The 15629-nt window shown below is 67.5% G+C and carries 17 protein-coding genes; 12 read left to right on the top strand and 5 right to left on the bottom strand.

What is annotated here, in order from left to right; genetic code table 11:
* Positions 1-14: 14 nt before the first annotated feature.
* Positions 15-1832, bottom strand: a complete 1818-nt coding sequence (locus ACYVLV_RS00840; RefSeq protein WP_460806907.1) for an N-acyl-D-amino-acid deacylase family protein — start codon at positions 1830-1832, stop codon at positions 15-17.
* Between the two features lie 240 nt (positions 1833-2072).
* Between ACYVLV_RS00840 and ACYVLV_RS00835 the strand changes: the two genes are divergently transcribed.
* The 5 genes from ACYVLV_RS00835 (at position 2073) to ACYVLV_RS00815 (ending at position 7091) form a co-directional block, all read left to right on the top strand.
* Positions 2073-3167 (top strand): 1-deoxy-D-xylulose-5-phosphate reductoisomerase, encoded by a 1095-nt coding sequence (locus ACYVLV_RS00835; protein ID WP_460806906.1) that lies wholly within the window; start codon positions 2073-2075, stop codon positions 3165-3167.
* On the top strand, positions 3167-4528 hold the full coding sequence (locus ACYVLV_RS00830) for a M50 family metallopeptidase (RefSeq protein WP_460806904.1): 1362 nt from the start codon (positions 3167-3169) through the stop codon (positions 4526-4528). The genes ACYVLV_RS00835 and ACYVLV_RS00830 overlap by 1 nt, the downstream gene beginning before the upstream one ends.
* A 116-nt stretch (positions 4529-4644) precedes the next feature.
* A complete protein-coding gene (gene ispG / locus ACYVLV_RS00825; protein WP_460806903.1) occupies positions 4645-5796 on the top strand; it encodes a flavodoxin-dependent (E)-4-hydroxy-3-methylbut-2-enyl-diphosphate synthase in 1152 nt (383 codons plus the stop codon).
* A 73-nt stretch (positions 5797-5869) separates the two neighbouring features.
* Complete coding sequence (locus ACYVLV_RS00820) at positions 5870-6715, top strand: GNAT family N-acetyltransferase (protein ID WP_460806902.1); 846 nt, start codon at positions 5870-5872, stop codon at positions 6713-6715.
* A gap of 13 nt (positions 6716-6728) precedes the next feature.
* Positions 6729-7091 (top strand): DoxX family protein, encoded by a 363-nt coding sequence (locus tag ACYVLV_RS00815; protein WP_460806901.1) that lies wholly within the window; start codon positions 6729-6731, stop codon positions 7089-7091.
* A 26-nt stretch (positions 7092-7117) separates the two neighbouring features.
* Here ACYVLV_RS00815 and ACYVLV_RS00810 read toward each other — a convergent pair whose 3' ends face one another.
* Positions 7118-8101, bottom strand: coding sequence for a hypothetical protein (locus tag ACYVLV_RS00810; protein WP_460806899.1), 984 nt, complete (start codon positions 8099-8101; stop codon positions 7118-7120).
* A gap of 139 nt (positions 8102-8240) precedes the next feature.
* On the opposite strand from ACYVLV_RS00810, the gene ACYVLV_RS00805 reads away from it, so the two are divergent.
* Genes ACYVLV_RS00805 through ACYVLV_RS00790 form a run of 4 tightly spaced genes read left to right on the top strand, consistent with a single transcriptional unit; the run spans position 8241 to position 11753 of the window.
* Positions 8241-10022 carry a proline--tRNA ligase gene (locus ACYVLV_RS00805; protein WP_460806897.1) on the top strand — a complete coding sequence of 594 codons (1782 nt, stop codon included), beginning with the start codon at positions 8241-8243 and terminating at the stop codon, positions 10020-10022.
* A 60-nt stretch (positions 10023-10082) separates the two neighbouring features.
* Entirely contained in the window at positions 10083-10556 is a 474-nt protein-coding gene (locus ACYVLV_RS00800; RefSeq protein ID WP_460806896.1) for a hypothetical protein, read from the top strand.
* A gap of 41 nt (positions 10557-10597) precedes the next feature.
* The gene (locus tag ACYVLV_RS00795) at positions 10598-11299 is read left to right on the top strand and encodes an HAD family hydrolase (protein WP_460806895.1); all 702 of its coding nucleotides are present in this window, start codon (positions 10598-10600) and stop codon (positions 11297-11299) included.
* 37 nt (positions 11300-11336) lie between these two features.
* On the top strand, positions 11337-11753 hold the full coding sequence (locus ACYVLV_RS00790) for a nuclear transport factor 2 family protein (RefSeq protein ID WP_460806894.1): 417 nt from the start codon (positions 11337-11339) through the stop codon (positions 11751-11753).
* Positions 11754-12027: 274 nt separating this feature from the next.
* On the opposite strand, the gene ACYVLV_RS00785 is transcribed toward ACYVLV_RS00790, so the two are convergent.
* The gene (locus ACYVLV_RS00785; protein ID WP_460806893.1) at positions 12028-12462 is read right to left on the bottom strand and encodes a ferritin-like domain-containing protein; all 435 of its coding nucleotides are present in this window, start codon (positions 12460-12462) and stop codon (positions 12028-12030) included.
* Positions 12462-12986: a hypothetical protein gene (locus ACYVLV_RS00780; protein ID WP_460806891.1), complete on the bottom strand. Its 525-nt coding sequence runs from the start codon at positions 12984-12986 to the stop codon at positions 12462-12464. Before ACYVLV_RS00780 ends, ACYVLV_RS00785 begins: the two co-directional genes overlap by 1 nt.
* An 85-nt stretch (positions 12987-13071) precedes the next feature.
* Here ACYVLV_RS00780 and rimP point away from each other — a divergent pair, with 85 nt between their 5' ends.
* A complete protein-coding gene (gene rimP / locus ACYVLV_RS00775; protein ID WP_460806890.1) occupies positions 13072-13602 on the top strand; it encodes a ribosome maturation factor RimP in 531 nt (176 codons plus the stop codon).
* Positions 13602-14576, top strand: coding sequence for a transcription termination factor NusA (gene nusA, locus ACYVLV_RS00770; protein ID WP_460806888.1), 975 nt, complete (start codon positions 13602-13604; stop codon positions 14574-14576). The genes rimP and nusA overlap by 1 nt, the downstream gene beginning before the upstream one ends.
* A 49-nt stretch (positions 14577-14625) precedes the next feature.
* Here the strand turns inward: nusA and ACYVLV_RS00765 are convergent, their stop codons facing one another.
* Positions 14626-15075, bottom strand: a complete 450-nt coding sequence (locus tag ACYVLV_RS00765; RefSeq protein WP_460806886.1) for a histidine phosphatase family protein — start codon at positions 15073-15075, stop codon at positions 14626-14628.
* A gap of 66 nt (positions 15076-15141) precedes the next feature.
* On the opposite strand from ACYVLV_RS00765, the gene ACYVLV_RS00760 reads away from it, so the two are divergent.
* Complete coding sequence (locus tag ACYVLV_RS00760; RefSeq protein ID WP_460806885.1) at positions 15142-15543, top strand: YlxR family protein; 402 nt, start codon at positions 15142-15144, stop codon at positions 15541-15543.
* Positions 15544-15629 lie beyond the last annotated feature (86 nt).

Below are 15629 nucleotides of genomic sequence, written 5' to 3'. Positions count from 1 at the left end.
GGACGGATCACATCTCAGTGCTGAGCTGCCCCGGGTCTCGTTGGGTGGACCGTGCTGGGTTGCTGAACGGGTTGCTGAACGGGGGCCGTCGGTTGGTCGGCCCGGAGGAACTGACCGGTCCGCTCGTGGCCCAGCACCTCGGTGGGCCGTCCATCACGCCACACCGCACGGCCGGCGATCACCACCAGCGGCACCGTGGCGTCGTTGCGGTTGACCATGCGGGACAGGCCGTCGTACTGCGCGACCGGGCTCTCGGCGTACTCCTCCAGCGATCCGTCGAGGTGCTCGGGGTCGAGCAGGAAGAGGTCCGCGCGGTCGCCTACGCGCAGGTGGCCGGCATCGAGGGAGTACCAATCGGCCAACTCCCCGGTCAGGCGGTGCACCGCCTGCTCCATGGACATGAAGGGCGCACCCGCTCGCTCGGCGTCGTGCACGTGCTTGAGCAGGCGCAGCCCGAAGTTGTAGAAGGCCATGTTGCGCAGATGGGCGCCCGCGTCGGAGAAGCCCATCTGGATCCCCTGCTCCTGAGCCATCTTCTTCAACAGCTTCGGTCGGTGGTTGGAGATCGTGGTCCGCCACCGAATGTCCGTGCCGTGCTCGAGCACGAGATCGAGGAAGGCGTCGACGGGGTGCGCACCGCCACGTTCCTCGCCCACCTGCCCGAACGACTTGCCGACGACGCTGGGGTCGGGGCACGCGACGATCTCGGCGTCGAAGAAGTCGCGGTGCCACACGCGTGGGCCGTACTTCGACTCGTAGTCCTTGCGGAAGCCGGCACGGTAGTCGGGGTCCGCCATCAGCTCGTCGCGCGCGAGCTTCTCCTGCAGGTGCAGGGCCGAGGCGCCGGAGCCGAACTCCTCGAAGATGACCAGGTCGATGCCGTCGGCGTACACCTCGAACGGGACCGGCAGGTGCTGCCAGCGGAAGTCGCCGCCCAGGGTGTTGATCGCCTTGGCCAGGCCCCGCATGAGATAGATGATGAACGGGATGGCCTTGATATCGGCCGCGGACAGCAGGCTGGTCTTCAGGGGCTTGCCTCGGAGCCCGATCGAGCCGAAGGCCTGGGTGAGGATCGTGTGGGGGTGGCTCGCGTCCGGACCGGCCTGGAGCGCGCGCTCACGCCGTCGCAGGATCCGACGCAGTCCCCGCATCTCCTTGCCCTTGGCGTACGTCGAGGGCAAGGTGCGCGAGCGGCACAGGTCGCCGTCGAGTTTGTCGAAGAGCAGTTGCTGGGACGACATGCCGATGAACCCTGCGTCGAGCGCCTCGGTGAGCATGCGCTCCATCGCGGTCTGCTCCCCACGGGAGGGACGGACCTCCTTGCGGGTCGATCGGTCCAGACCCATCGTGGCGGCGCGCATGTCGGAGTGTCCGATGAAGGCGGCGAGGTTGGGGCCGAGCGGGAGCGACTCGAGGGCGGCGACGTACTCCTCGGCGTTGGACCATGTCTTCGCCTCGTCGAGTGCGCCGATGACGTGCTGGCGCGGAATGGCCTCGACCCGGCCGAAGAGGTCGCCGGCGTCGACCGGGTCCACGTGGATCGTGGACAGGGAGCACGAACCCAGGAAGATCGTGGTCACCCCGTGCCGCACCGACTCGCTGAGGTCCGGTCCACGGAGGACCTCGACGTCGTAGTGGGTGTGGATGTCCACCAGACCGGGGAGCACCCACTTGCCCGCCGCGTCGATGACCTCGGCGCATCCGGTCTCGTCCAGAGGTTCGGCGCTGACGGCCGCCACTCGTCCGTTCCGCAGGCCCAGGTGCCGGACCGCCGAGGGCCCACCTGTCCCGTCGAACCAGCGGGCGGACGCGATGATGGTGTCGAAGGTCATAGCCGGACTTTAGAGGGAGATCGAGCCACTTCTCTCGAGGTTGACGTATGACGAGCGCCAGCGAGGAGCCTCGCGCACGCTGGTTGAGGTGTGACGAGCGCCAGCGAGGAGCCTCGAAACCCGGTTCCATCCACGCGAACTCCCGGGGATCCGTCGCAGGGCTCCGAGCCTCGTCGTCTGGCTGCTCGGCCACCGCAACCAGCGCGGTGGCCCGAGCCCGTCGCCTGTCAGACTGAGGCTGTGACGCCTCGCGATGTTGTGATCCTCGGATCGACCGGATCCATCGGCACCCAGGCACTGGACCTGGTGCGTGCCAACCCCGACCGGTTCCGGGTGACCGGGCTGACGGCAGGCGGTAGCAACGCCGACCTGTTCGAGGCGCAGGTCGCCGAGTTCGCCCCGGCGTACTCGGGACTGGGGGAGGAGGCCTCGATCGAGGCCGCGGGGCGGGGCTGCGACGTGGTCCTCAACGGCATCACCGGAGCGGTGGGTCTCCGCCCCACTCTGGCGGCCCTGGACGCGGGGAACGTCCTGGCCCTGGCCAACAAGGAATCACTGATCATGGGTGGCCCGCTGGTCCTCGACCGAGCGGGAACCGACCAGATCGTCCCCGTGGACTCCGAGCACAGCGCGATCGCCCAGTGCCTGCGCAGTGGTTCGGAGTCCGAGGTCTCTCGCCTGGTCCTGACGGCGTCGGGCGGGCCCTTCCGTGGCCGCACGCGCGAGGAACTGGCCCAGGTGAGCGTCGAGGAGGCCCTGAACCACCCCACCTGGGACATGGGCCCGGTGATCACCATCAACTCGGCCACCCTGGTCAACAAAGGGCTCGAGGTGATCGAGGCGCACCTGCTCTTCGGGATCCCCTTCGACCGCATCGAGGTCGTGGTCCACCCCACCAGCGTCGTCCACTCGATGGTGGAGTTCGTGGACGGCTCGACGATCGTCCAAGCCAGCCCTCCCACGATGATGATCCCGATCGCGCTGGGTCTGGCCTGGCCGGATCGGGTCCCAGGAGCGGCCCCATCGGTCGACTGGACCCGACCCGAGACCTGGGAGTTCCTTCCCCTGGACAGCGAGGCCTTCCCAGCCGTGTCGTTGGCGCGCAGCGCGGGGGAGCGAGCGGGCACCACCCCCGCGGTCTACAACGCGGCCAACGAGGTCTGCGTGGAGGCGTTCCGGCAGGGGAAACTGGCCTTCGTCGAGATCGTCGACACGATCGCCGCGGTGGTTGCACGGCACGACGTAGGCTCAGGGGTGGACCTGACGGTGGACACCATCCTCGCCGCCGACGCCTGGGCCCGTGACGAGACCACACGACTGATCGGACAACCGTAGTGAGCGTTCTGTACTACACCCTCGGTGTCGTCATCTTCGTGGTGGCGATCCTGGCCTCGATCGGTCTGCACGAACTCGGCCACATGATCCCCGCGAAGAAGTTCGGCGGAAAGGTCACGCAGTACTTCATCGGTTTCGGGCCCACGGTCTGGAGCAAGCAGGTCGGCGAGACGGAGTACGGCGTCAAGGCGATCCCCCTGGGTGGCTACGTCAAGATCGTCGGGATGCTGCCACCCGGGGCGGAGAATCTGGCCGAGGACGTCACCTACGACGCCCAGGGCAACCAGCAGGTCAAGATCCGCAAGTCCAACACCGGCATGTTCACCCAGCTGATCTCGGACGCCCGGGCCGCTGAATGGGAATTGGTCGGCCCCGAGGACACCGACCGGCTGTTCTACAAAATGCCGTCGTGGAAGAAGATCGTCGTCATGGCCGGCGGGCCCTCGGTCAACATCGCCATCGCCTTCTTCCTCTTCCTGATCGTGTTCTCCACCTACGGGCAACGCTCCCTCGAGGCGGAGCCGGGTCAGCCGGTCGTGGACACCGTGTCGCAGTGCGTCCTGCCCTTCGAGGAGTCCCAGCGCGAGTGCACTTCCAACGACCCCGTCGCCCCCGCCGCTGAAGCGGGTCTGCTGCCAGGGGACGTCATCACGACCTTCAACGGCGCCGCGGTCACCGACTGGGACCAGTTGCGCGATCTCATCCGCACCAACGACGACGGCAACGCCGTGATCGGCTACGAACGCGACGGTCAAGCGCTGAGCGGCACCACAAGCACCACCGTTCAGGCCCGTCCGACCTCGCAGACCGATCTCGACCTCACACAGGTCGGCTTCCTCGGGGTCAGCCCGACGACCGAGATCGTCACGGAGAAGGGCGGCCCGATCTACACCGCCCAGCAGATGGGCTACATGACCGTCGACACGGTTCAGGCCATCGCGACGCTCCCCGTGAAGGTGTGGCAGGTCGCCAAGGCCATCGTCGGTGTCGAGGAGCGGGCCCAGGACAGCCCCGTGAGCATCGTGGGTGGCGGACGGTTCGCCGGTGAGACGGTGGCCAACCAGGACTTCCCGATCGTAGAGAAAACGATCTTCCTGCTCTCCCTGATCGCCGGGTTCAACTTCTTCATCGGGATGTTCAACTTCCTGCCCGTGCTGCCGCTCGACGGTGGCCACATCGCCAGCGCCTCGTGGGAGGCCATCCGCCGTCGCCTGGCCCGACTGCGCGGCCGACCCGACCCGGGGTACGTCGACGCCGCCAAGTTGCTGCCCGTCGCCTACGTGATGGCCTCCGCACTGCTCGTCATGGGAGTCGTACTGATCGTCGCCGACTTCGTGGTCCCGCTCAGCCTGACCGGCTGATCGGCTGAACCTTAGTTACTGACCGTCGTTACTACTACCGGACCGTTATAACGCCCCGGTAGTAGTAACGACGGTCAGTAACAAGTGACCTTCGGCCCGCGAGTAGCCTTGCGAGCATGACTGCCATCAGCCTCGGCATGCCCGAAGCGCCGCCTCCGGTGCTCGCCCCCCGTCGGAAGACCCGCCAGATCAAAGTCGGCTCGGTCGGGGTGGGCAGCGAGTCGCCGATCTCGGTGCAGTCGATGACCACCACGCTGACCTCGGACGTGAACGCGACCCTTCAGCAGATCGCCGAACTCACCGCGACAGGCTGCGACATCGTGCGAGTCGCGTGCCCCAGCACGGACGACGCCGACGCTCTCAAGGAGATCGCCGAGCACTCCCAGATCCCGGTGATCGCCGACATCCACTTCCAGCCGAAGTACGTCTACGCCGCCATCGATGCAGGCTGCGCCGCAGTCCGGGTGAACCCCGGAAACATCCGCAAGTTCGACGATCAGGTCAAGGAGATCGCCCGGGCCGCAAAGGACCGTGGCACCTCGATCCGAATCGGTGTGAACGCCGGCAGCCTCGACAAGCGGATCATGGAGAAGTACGGCAAGGCCACCCCCGAGGCACTGGTCGAGAGCGCGGTCTGGGAGGCGTCCCTGTTCGAGGAGCACGACTTCCACGACTTCAAGATCTCCGTCAAGCACAACGACCCTGTCGTGATGGTCCGGGCCTACGAACTCCTCGCCGCGGCGGGGGACTGGCCGCTCCACCTCGGCGTCACCGAGGCCGGTCCGGCTTTCCAGGGCACGATCAAGTCCTCGGTGGCCTTCGGTCACCTGCTGTCCCAGGGCATCGGCGACACCATTCGGGTGAGCCTCTCGGCCCCACCGGTCGAGGAGATCAAGGTGGGACTGCAGATCCTGGAGTCCCTGAACCTCAAGCCGCGTCGTCTCGAGATCGTGTCCTGCCCGTCCTGTGGTCGAGCCCAGGTGGACGTCTACAAGCTCGCCGAGGAGGTCACCGCCGGTCTCGAGGGGCTCGAGGTGCCGCTGCGGGTGGCCGTGATGGGCTGTGTCGTCAACGGTCCCGGGGAGGCTCGTGAGGCCGACCTCGGGGTGGCCTCGGGCAACGGCAAGGGCCAGATCTTCGTCAAAGGTGAGGTCATCAAGACCGTGCCCGAATCGAAGATCGTCGAGACGCTGATCGAGGAAGCCATGCGGATCGCCGAGGGCATGGAATCGGTCGAGGGCACCGGCGCCGAGGTGTCGATCAGCTGACGTTCCCGACCCTGGGGAGCGTCTATCGCAGGCGGGTCCGTCGGCGAACGCTGCATGCTCGTAGGCTCAGACCGTGCCGACCACGCGACACGGAGTGCATCCGCTGGGATCCTCCGACCTTGACGTGTTCCTGCGCCTCGCGGAGCAGGATCCGGTCGTCAACGTCTTCGCGCTCCACCGCGCCCTCAACACCAACCTCGAACCACGCTGGCTCGGGGGAGAGATCTGGGGACGGTTCGACCACGGAGACCTCGTAGCGGCCTGCCATGTCGGCGCCAACCTGGTCCCGATCCAGGCCACCATCGCCGACGCCGAGGCGTTCGCCGAGCGCGCGCTGGCCCGCAACCGGACCGCGACCACCATCGTGGGACCACACGACGTGGTGAAGGCCTTCTACGAAGGTGTCGCCCCGGCCTGGGGTCCTCCGCGGGAAACTCGCTGGCGGCAGCCGCACCTGGTGATGGACGGGCCGCCCCTCGTGGCTCCGGACCGGTCGGTGCGGCGTACCGACCGGAACGACATGTCGGTGCTGTACCCCGCCTGCGTGGCGATGTACACCGAGGAGGTGGGGATCTCACCGGAGACCAAAGACAACGCCGACCTCTATCGGGCTCGGGTCACCCAGCTCGTGACGCGGGGGTGGTCGTTCGCGCGCTTCGACGGCGACGACCTGGTCTTCAAGGCGGAGGTGGCCTGCACCACCAATGACGTCGCGCAGATCCAGGGGGTCTGGGTGGCGCCCGAGCGCCGTGGTGAAGGGCTGGCCGTGACCGGTATGGCGGCCGTGGTGGCGCTGGTCCAGCGCACGATCGCGCCGACGGTCTCGCTCTACGTGAACGAGTGGAACACCCCCGCCCGCAAGGCCTACCACCGTGTGGGCTTCCGGGAGACGGCACGCTTCTCGACCATCATGTTCTGACACACTCTGGTCCGTGGCTCCCACTCGTAGTACCCAGCTCCTGGCCGGCATCTTCGCCGTCTCCGGCACCATTCACCTGGTGAAGCCGGGGGTGTACCGCGGCCTCATGCCGAAGTGGGTGCCCAAGCACCGCGAGGTCATCATCGGCAGCGGGGTCGCGGAGTTGGTGCTCGCTGCCGGACTACTCGTGCCGGCGACCCGCAAGGTGGCCGGCTGGGGAAGCGTCGGCCTGCTCGTCGGGGTCTTCCCCGCGAACGTGCAGATGTGCGTGGCCGCCGACAGGGCGGGCAACAAACCCCTGCTCGCGGGGTCCATCGCCCGCCTGCCGCTGCAGGCGCCGATGATCAAGGCGGCGTACGACGCCACCCGGACCTGAGCCACCCTCACGGGAGTGGTCAGCACTCAGCTCGCTGTCGGCCTCGGTGCTCGGACCCGACGGACCTTCTCGGCGGCCTCACACCGACCCTTGACGCAGCGGGCCGTCGTGGTCTTGCCCGAGCGATAGGTCTCGAGGAGTAGCCGGACGTTGCTCTCCCAGGAGATCGACCCGAAGTAGCCAGTCGTATACGACGCCAGCAGTCGACCGCTCGTCGTACGGACCCAGACCTTGTTCGGTCCGATCCCGTCGGAGAGCAGATCCACCGTGGCCATCCGGTTGCCGTTCGGGTTGAAGGCTTCGACCCGTTCATCGCAGGAAGTGAGCAGGCGCTGGCGCGGGGCACTGAGTGCGGCCACGACACTGCAACCCCCGAAGTAGGGGTCCGCGGTGAAGTAGGCGAAACGATCCGCCGTCGTGTCGGCGGCGTACGCGGCCTTGCGGATCACCAGACTCACCTCGTCCGAGGCGTGGTCCCAGGTCAGGGTCCGGTCCGGGCCGTGAGAACTCAGCAGGACTCGGGAGCCGGTGACGTCGAGGACCGAGACGTAGCCCCCGAAGGCTCGTCGGCTCAGGATCGGACCGCCGCGAGCCGACTTGACCAGGATCTTGGCGCGCCTGGGTGTGTAGCCCCGGGTGAAGACGATCTCGGACCCGTCCGCGGAGAGCGTCAGGTCGCCGGGGAAACCGGGGGCGATCGTCTTGATCGAGCCGTTGCGGCGGACCCGGGCGACGCGGGCGTCCTCGCCCTGCCCGGTGCCGACCACCGCAACGTAGGCCGGACCGGATCGGCCGAGCAGCGCCAGCACCGGTTCCTCGAGTCGGATCCGCAGTCCGTCGTCGACGATGGTGCGGCTGCCCTCGAGGTGGGGTCCGGCGACGTCCGGGCCCCGGGTCAACGCTTCGGGTCGGATCTCGACGGAGGGCGCTGCCTGGGCCGGGGGCACGACGAGCAGGCTCGACGCGGCGACGGCGCCCAAGAGGGTCAGGATGGTGGGTCTGATGCGCATGGAACCTCCCGCGGTCACACCGGGCTAGTCCCGGCTTCTGTCGGTATGACGCAACTGGACCCCGAAAGGTTGCGAACGACTTCTGGGCTCCGGGGGAACTCGCTCGCGGGGCGCGGAGGTCCGCCAGTAGCCTGACGCCATGATCTCCCGGATGTCGACCCTTTTCGTGCGCACCCTCAGAGACGACCCGGCCGACGCCGAGGTGCCCAGCCACCGTCTCCTGGTCCGTGCGGGCTACATCCGCCGGGCCGCACCGGGTATCTACACCTGGCTACCGCTGGGGTTGAAGGTCCTGCGCAAGATCGAGGCCGTCATCCGCGAGGAGATGGAGTCCATCGGGGCCCAAGAGGTCTCGTTCCCCGCACTGCTTCCCCGCGAGCCCTACGAGGCCACCGGGCGCTGGGCGGAGTACGGCCCCAACCTGTTCCGTCTCAAGGACCGCAAGGGCGGCGACTACCTGCTCGGCCCCACCCACGAGGAGATGTTCACCCTCGTGGTCAAGGACCTCTACAACTCCTACAAGGACCTGCCGCTCTCGATCTATCAGATCCAGACCAAGTACCGCGACGAGGCGCGTCCGCGTGCCGGGCTGCTGCGCGGGCGCGAGTTCGTGATGAAGGACTCCTACTCCTTCGACGTCGACGACGCCGGGCTCGACGCGAGCTACCAGGCGCACCGCGACGCCTACATCCGCATCTTCGACCGCCTGGGCTTCCCCTACGTCATCGTCAAGGCGACCTCGGGCGCCATGGGCGGGTCGAAGTCGGAGGAGTTCCTGGCCACCGCTGAGGTCGGCGAGGACACCTACGTGCGTTGCACCGTGTGCGACTACGCCGCCAATGTGGAGGCTGTCCAGGTGCCCGCGCCTGCTTCCATCCCGTTCGACGGCGTACCTGCCTCCCACGCCGAGCAGACCCCCGGCACCCCGACCATCGACTCGTTGGTCGACCACCTCAACGAGGCGTTTGCGCGCGAGGACCGTCCCTGGCACGCCGGTGACACCTTGAAGAACGTCCTGGTGATGCTCAAGCACCCCGACGGCACCCGGGAACCGGTGGCCATCGGCCTGCCCGGCGACCGAGAGGTGGACCAGAAGCGACTCGAGGGTCAGCTCGAGCCCATCGAGGTCGAACCCTTCGAGGCCGGTGACTTCGCCAAGCACCCGTCCCTGGTCAAGGGCTACATCGGGCCCGGAGCCCTGGGGGAGGAGAACGCGAGCGGCATCCGCTACCTCACCGATCCCCGCGTGGCCGAGGGGACCAGCTGGGTCACCGGCGCCGATGTCGACGGCAGCCATGTGCTGGATCTGGTCGCCGGCCGCGACTTCACCGCCGACGGCACCATCGAGGCCGCCGAGGTCCGCGCGGGGGATGTCTGCCCGACCTGTGCGGTCAGCGGTCGGGACGGTGTCCTGGAGTCGGCGCGTGGGATCGAGATGGGTCACATCTTCCAACTCGGCCGCAAGTACGCCGACGCCCTGGATCTCAAGGTCCTCGATGTGAACGGCAAGCTCGTCACGGTCACGATGGGCTCCTACGGGATCGGCCCGTCGCGTGCCGTCGCGGTGGTGGCCGAAAACACCCTCGACGAGATCGGTTTGTGCTGGCCCCGCAACATCGCGCCGGCCGACATCCACCTCGTCGCGGCGGGCAAGGACCCGGCGCTCTTCGCCGCCGCCGAGCAGATCGCGACCGAGTTGTCCTCGGCCGGCCTCGACGTCATCTACGACGACCGCACCGGCAAGATCAGCCCCGGGGTGAAGTTCAAGGACGCCGAACTGCTCGGTGTCCCCACCATCGTGGTGGTCGGCAAGGGGCTCATCGAGGGTGTCGTGGAGGTCAAGGACCGGGCCACCGGAGAACGCGAGGACATCGCGGTGGAGCGGGTGGTCGACCACCTCGTGGCGCTGGTCAGGTCCTAACCGAGGGCCCGGCTGTGTAGGTCCGGATCCCTGGGCTGATTCCCTCCCAAATGGTCGCGCTTGAGCCTGATCAACGACCATCTGGGAGGGAGCCGGCTCCCTGTGGAGACGCGTTCGCACTCGGTCGCCGGGTGGGCGGCCTGCCGTTGGTGGGGTGCCGCCTTCTTCGACGGCCTCGAGCCTGACGGGAGGACCAGGATCCCGGTTCGTCTGGCCGTCGGGCCGCACGGCAAGACCCGCAGCGGTCGGGACTGTTCGATCAGCTACGAGAGGCTGGACGCCGGCGACGTCGTGCCCGAGTCCTGGCCACCGGTCACCTCCCCGGAGCGGGCTGCCTTCGACGAGGCACGCAGGACCGGGGACGTGCGCGAGGCCGTCGTGGTTCTCGAGAACCACCCGGTTCGAGGGGCCCGGAACCCGGAGGTGGTTCCCGAGGCCACCGGCCGACGTACTCGACGAGTTCCTGGACCGACGCGACCTCGAGGCTGCCTGCGGACCTGGCTCCCTCCGTTCGGGTCGCTGAACCACCCCTGAGGCGACCATCTAGGAGGGAGCCGTCAACTAGGGTTTCGTGCATGCCGATCGACGCTGTGATCTTCGACTGGGGCGGCACCCTGACCCAGTGGCACGACATCGACTTCCACGCCGAGTCGCTCGCCCTCGCGCAGGCTGTGGTCCATGCGGAGCATGACGCGGAGGTGGTCCGCGAGCGCTTGCACCTCGCCGGGTCGACCGTGTGGGGACGGTCCCGGGACCACCAGCAGAGCGCCACCGTGGCCGACCTGTTCCACGAGGCGGGCTTCGACCACGACCCCGAGCGGCTGGCGGCCTACTACGAATTCTGGGAGCCGCACACGCTCACCGATCCGGAGGTGGGCACGATGTGGGAGTCGCTTCGCGCTTCGGGGACCAAGGTGGGGGTGCTGTCGAACTCCATCTGGTCCCGCCCGGTGCACGAGAACATCTTCGAGCGGGACGGGGTGGGTCACCTGATCGACGGGGACGTCTACTCCAGCGAGATCCCCTGGACCAAACCCTCGCCCCAGGCTTTCCGGGCGGCGATGACGGCCGTCGGAGCCACTGATCCGAGTCGGTGCGTCTACGTCGGCGATCGACTCTTCGACGACATCTGGGGTGCGCAGAACGTCGGGATGCGGACCATTCACGTTCCCCATAGCGTGATCCCCACCGAACAGATCGGCCACACCGAGGGGACGCCCGACGCGGTGGTGCACTCGCTCACGGAGATCACCGGAATCATCGAGAGTTGGCGCTGATCTCGACGGTGAGGGCCGCAACCGGTTGACTGCAGCCATGTCACCTCTGCCATCCGATCCGAACCGGCCCCCCGCGCTCGCTGCCTGGCACGCCATTGCCGAGAACCATGACGCAGACGGGCTCGATGCCCTGCTGTCGGACGAGGTCGTCTTCCGATCTCCGGCGATCCACACGCCACAGCAGGGCAGGGCGTTGACCACGATGTACCTGCGCGCAGCCCTGATCGTCCTCGGGCCGAGCCTGACCTACCTCGCCGAGTGGTACGACGACCACTCGGCCGTGTTGGAGTTCGAGGCCGTGATCGGTGAGGAGGATCAGCAACGCACGATCCACGGGGTCGACATGCTCCGCTGGGACGGCGAGGACCGCCTGACCTCGTTCACCGTGATGGCTCGTCCCTACAAGGGTCTGGAGGCCCTGATGGGGGCGATGATGCGGCAACTGACGCCCTGAGACGGCTCTTGACGTTCGGCCGGTCGCCGACCCGACTTTTGCAAGTTCTTGCAATGCAAGTTTGTGTGGCGAGCAAGTCGTTCCCTGCAACGGGTCGCTGTTGCATGCTTCTCATGAAGCAACCGGATCCCACCCCGGAATCTTCACCAGGCCTCTGTCCCAGGCCTCAGCGGTCCGCGTACTCGTCTTCCCGGGGAACATCTCGGGCGTTCCCCGGAAGACGAGTTCGCGGACCGCTCTCATTTTCACTGGGTCCTCCCGGGGAACGGCGTACTCAGCGGTCGGGGTACTCGTCGCTACCGGGAAACAGTTGCGCAGCTCCGCCGAGAGCGAGCTCACGGACCGCCGTCGCCTGCAACCTCGCGATGGGCCACCGACGGTCGGAGCCCGTGCTCGACGCGGTCAGGGCGGCGTACGACGTGGCGAGGGTCCGCTGCACCTCCAGGGCGCGTCGCTCGAGGACGTCGCTGCGGCTGAGGTCGTCCGGCAGGGCGTAGGCGGTCTCGGCGACCACCGGTTCCCCTCCGGCGCCGATGACGAGCCCGACCAGTCGGTCCCGAGCGGCACGGTGCTCGGCGTAGGACTCGGTCAGAGTCTCGTAGAGCCCGGGGGACTGGTTCTGGGAGGTCTGCGCACCCAGGACCCCGATCACGTACACCGCGGCGTGTTCGGCGGCAAGCGTCTCCTGCAGTGCCTCGAGGTAGCTCATCAGGACGCCTCGGCGAGAGCGACGAGGTGCTGGGCGATGGACGCCGAGACGGAGGCCAGGACCTTCGCCACCTGTCCCGCGTCGGCCCTCTCGGCTGCGCGGGCGACCTGCTGTTGAAGTGTCCGTTCGGCCTGGATGACCCGTCGACGATCCTGTGCCGATCTGGCCGTGCTCAGCACGGGAAGATCGGTCTCGTCGGTGGATCCATCCGGATCGAGAACCCTCAGGTGCGCCACGTGCATCCGGGCCAACGGGCCCAGTTCCTGGCGCAGGTCACCGTGGCGGCGTCGTACGGCGTCGACTCGCGCGCGACGATCAGTGATCAGCGAGACCACCTCGGAGACCAGCGTCTCGTCGGAGTCCGGATCGGGACTCGCCGTGGTGGCGGCACCCGTACCAGGGGCCGGTATCGGCGACCGGGGGTCGAGGTCCTGCAGGTCGCAGGCGGCCACGGAGAGGCCCAGAACTCCCAATCCCACGGTCAACAGCCCGCGGCGGGTGGCGGTGGGTGAGTGCTCGGACACAGCGCGACCCTAGACGACCGGAGGCGGGCCCCGGGCGCGCTAGGGTGACCTCGTTCCACCACAACAGCACAGGAGGGTCGCCAGCATGAGCAAAGAGGCGGAAATTGCCGACCGCGTAGAAGCGGAGGTGAGCGGCCCCCTGAGCGTCCTGGGACTCGACGTCGAGGCCGTCGAACTGACTCCCGCGGGCAAACGGCGCGTGCTACGCATCGCGGTCGACAAGGACGGCGGCGTCACGATGGACGATGTCGCCGACGCGACCAAGGCCATCGACGACCTGCTCGAGACGTCGTCCGCGATGGGTCAACACCCCTACACCCTCGAGGTCACCTCGCGCGGGGTCGAGCGGCCCCTGACCCTGCCCCGGCACTGGCGGCGCAACGTCGACCGTCTGGTCAAGGTCACCGACGTTGACGGCACCGTGCAGACCGGCCGGATCCTCGACAGCGACGACGACGGAGCCACGATCGAGGTCGACGGCGGTCCCGTCAGCATCGGATACGCCGAGGTCGGCAGAGCGCTGATCCAGATCGAGTTCAAACGGCGCAACCCCACCAATACTGCATCGGAGGCCGAGGACGACCTCGAGTCACCGGATGAGAAGGAGAACGACTGATGGACATCGACATGAGCATTCTGCGCAGTCTCGAGCGGGAGAAGGAGATTTCCTTCGAGGTGCTCGTGGACGCCATCGAGCAGGCCCTTCTCACCGCCTACCAGAAGACCCCGGGAGCCCGGGACAAAGCGCGGGTCGTCCTCGATCGCAAGAACGGCCACGTCACGGTGCACGCGACTGAGGTCGACGAAGAGGGCAACGAGATCGGCGAGTTCGAGGACACGCCAGCCGACTTCGGCCGGATCGCCGCGACCACGGCGAAGCAGATCATGCTGCAGCGGCTGCGCGACGCCGAGGACGACATGCGCTTCGGTGAGTTCTCCGGCAAGGAGGGCGACATCATCTCCGGGATCATCCAGCAGGGGCGTAACCCCGACGACGTGATGGTCGACCTGGGCAAGCTCGAGGCCATGCTGCCTCCCGGCGAGCGGGTGCCGGGGGAGGACTACTCCCACGGCACGCGGATCAAGTGCCTGGTGGTCTCGGTCCGCAAGGGCATGCGGGGTCCCCAGATCACCCTGTCGCGGTCCCACCCGAACCTCGTCAAGAAACTGTTCGCCCTCGAGGTGCCCGAGATCGCCAGCGGCGTCGTACAGATCGCTGGGATCGCTCGCGAGGCCGGACACCGCACCAAGATCGCGGTGTGGTCCGAGGCGGCCGGCGTCAACCCCAAGGGTGCCTGCATCGGCCCCATGGGTCAGCGGGTCCGCAACATCATGTCCGAACTGCACGGCGAGAAGATCGACATCGTCGACTGGTCCAAGGATCCCGCGAAACTGGTCGCGAACGCGTTGTCGCCGGCCCGCGTGAACAGCGTCGAGATCGTCGACCTCGCGGCCAAGTCGGCCCGTGTGATCGTGCCCGACTACCAACTCTCCCTGGCCATCGGGAAAGAGGGCCAGAACGCCCGCCTCGCCGCCCGCCTCACCGGCTGGCGCATCGACATCCACGGGGACGAGGAAGACCCGGCCTGAGGTCCTCGGACCCCCGCCGGCCAGTCGGGGCCAGTCGGGGTCGTCGGGGTCAGTCCGGTGCGTCCCACCGTCGACAGACCCAGTCCTCGGCGTCGATCTCGATCTCGATGATGCTGCCGGGACCGAGATACCTCGGCGCAGCGTCCATCCGACACATCTGCGGTACGACGAGCCGCAGCGTCTCGGGGTGCGTCACGACGAGCACGGTCTCCCCGGGGTGGAGATCGGCGATCTCGGACAGCGAGGCGCGCATTCTCTCCACCACTTCGGCATCGGTCTCATCGAAGGAACGTTCCCGTAGGTCGAGGCGGCTGGTGGAGCCCACTGTGCATCGTGTCGCCACGGCCTCGGCCGTCCGCACGGCGTCGGGCAGATCGCTGGACCACACGTGGCCCACCTTCCGGGTACGTAGCCGGTCGTCGAGCCTCGCAACGGCGTCGTCGCCGGGTTCGCAGGGTCCGGTCAGGAGCACGGTGGCGGGGCATTGCAACGAGCTCATGAGGTCGATCCTAGGAGTTGTCGCAGGCCGTGGTTCGCACCTCAAAGGTACGTGCGGCTATGCTGTATGACGGTGATCCACCAAGATGTTCCTCGCTCCCGGACCCCGTCCGGACGTGAGCCGACCTCGGGACCAGGTCCTGTCAGGACCTGTGTCGGATGTCGTAGGCGGGCCACCAAACGCGAGTTGTTGCGGGTGACCGTCGGCTCGGACACCGATGGCAGACCTGTCGTGGTGGCCGATCCAGTGGGAGCCCGACCCGGCCGGGGAGCACATGTGCACCCCACGTTCGAGTGTGTCGACCTCGCGGTGTCACGCAAAGCATTCGGCCGTGCCCTCCGGGTAGGACCCGCGATGCCGGTGGCACCACTGGACGAACACCTTCACCACGCACCCACTGAAATGGCCGGCGTACCAACCGGCCAGACCGAAGCAGAACCGACCAGAAGCAGGAGCAGCAGCTCATGAGCACTCGATGAGTACTTACCGATGAGTTTGCAACATCCAATAACGGTCTGAGATACGCCCCGGACACCCGGGTCTCAGGCCAGAAG

It is taken from the genome of Nocardioides salsibiostraticola (assembly GCF_054783655.1).
Note: the sequence above shows the minus strand (reverse complement) of the source record. Positions and strands in the feature narration are given on the sequence as shown.

Coding starts and splice junctions, on each gene's coding strand:
- ACYVLV_RS00840 (WP_460806907.1), bottom strand. CDS start 1,832: ATGACCTTCGACACCATCATCGCGTCCGCCCGCTGGTTCGACGGGACA.
- ispG (WP_460806903.1), top strand. CDS start 4,645: ATGACTGCCATCAGCCTCGGCATGCCCGAAGCGCCGCCTCCGGTGCTC.
- ACYVLV_RS00810 (WP_460806899.1), bottom strand. CDS start 8,101: ATGCGCATCAGACCCACCATCCTGACCCTCTTGGGCGCCGTCGCCGCG.
- ACYVLV_RS00805 (WP_460806897.1), top strand. CDS start 8,241: ATGATCTCCCGGATGTCGACCCTTTTCGTGCGCACCCTCAGAGACGAC.
- ACYVLV_RS00795 (WP_460806895.1), top strand. CDS start 10,598: ATGCCGATCGACGCTGTGATCTTCGACTGGGGCGGCACCCTGACCCAG.
- ACYVLV_RS00790 (WP_460806894.1), top strand. CDS start 11,337: ATGTCACCTCTGCCATCCGATCCGAACCGGCCCCCCGCGCTCGCTGCC.
- ACYVLV_RS00785 (WP_460806893.1), bottom strand. CDS start 12,462: ATGAGCTACCTCGAGGCACTGCAGGAGACGCTTGCCGCCGAACACGCC.
- rimP (WP_460806890.1), top strand. CDS start 13,072: ATGAGCAAAGAGGCGGAAATTGCCGACCGCGTAGAAGCGGAGGTGAGC.
- nusA (WP_460806888.1), top strand. CDS start 13,602: ATGGACATCGACATGAGCATTCTGCGCAGTCTCGAGCGGGAGAAGGAG.
- ACYVLV_RS00765 (WP_460806886.1), bottom strand. CDS start 15,075: ATGAGCTCGTTGCAATGCCCCGCCACCGTGCTCCTGACCGGACCCTGC.
- ACYVLV_RS00760 (WP_460806885.1), top strand. CDS start 15,142: ATGACGGTGATCCACCAAGATGTTCCTCGCTCCCGGACCCCGTCCGGA.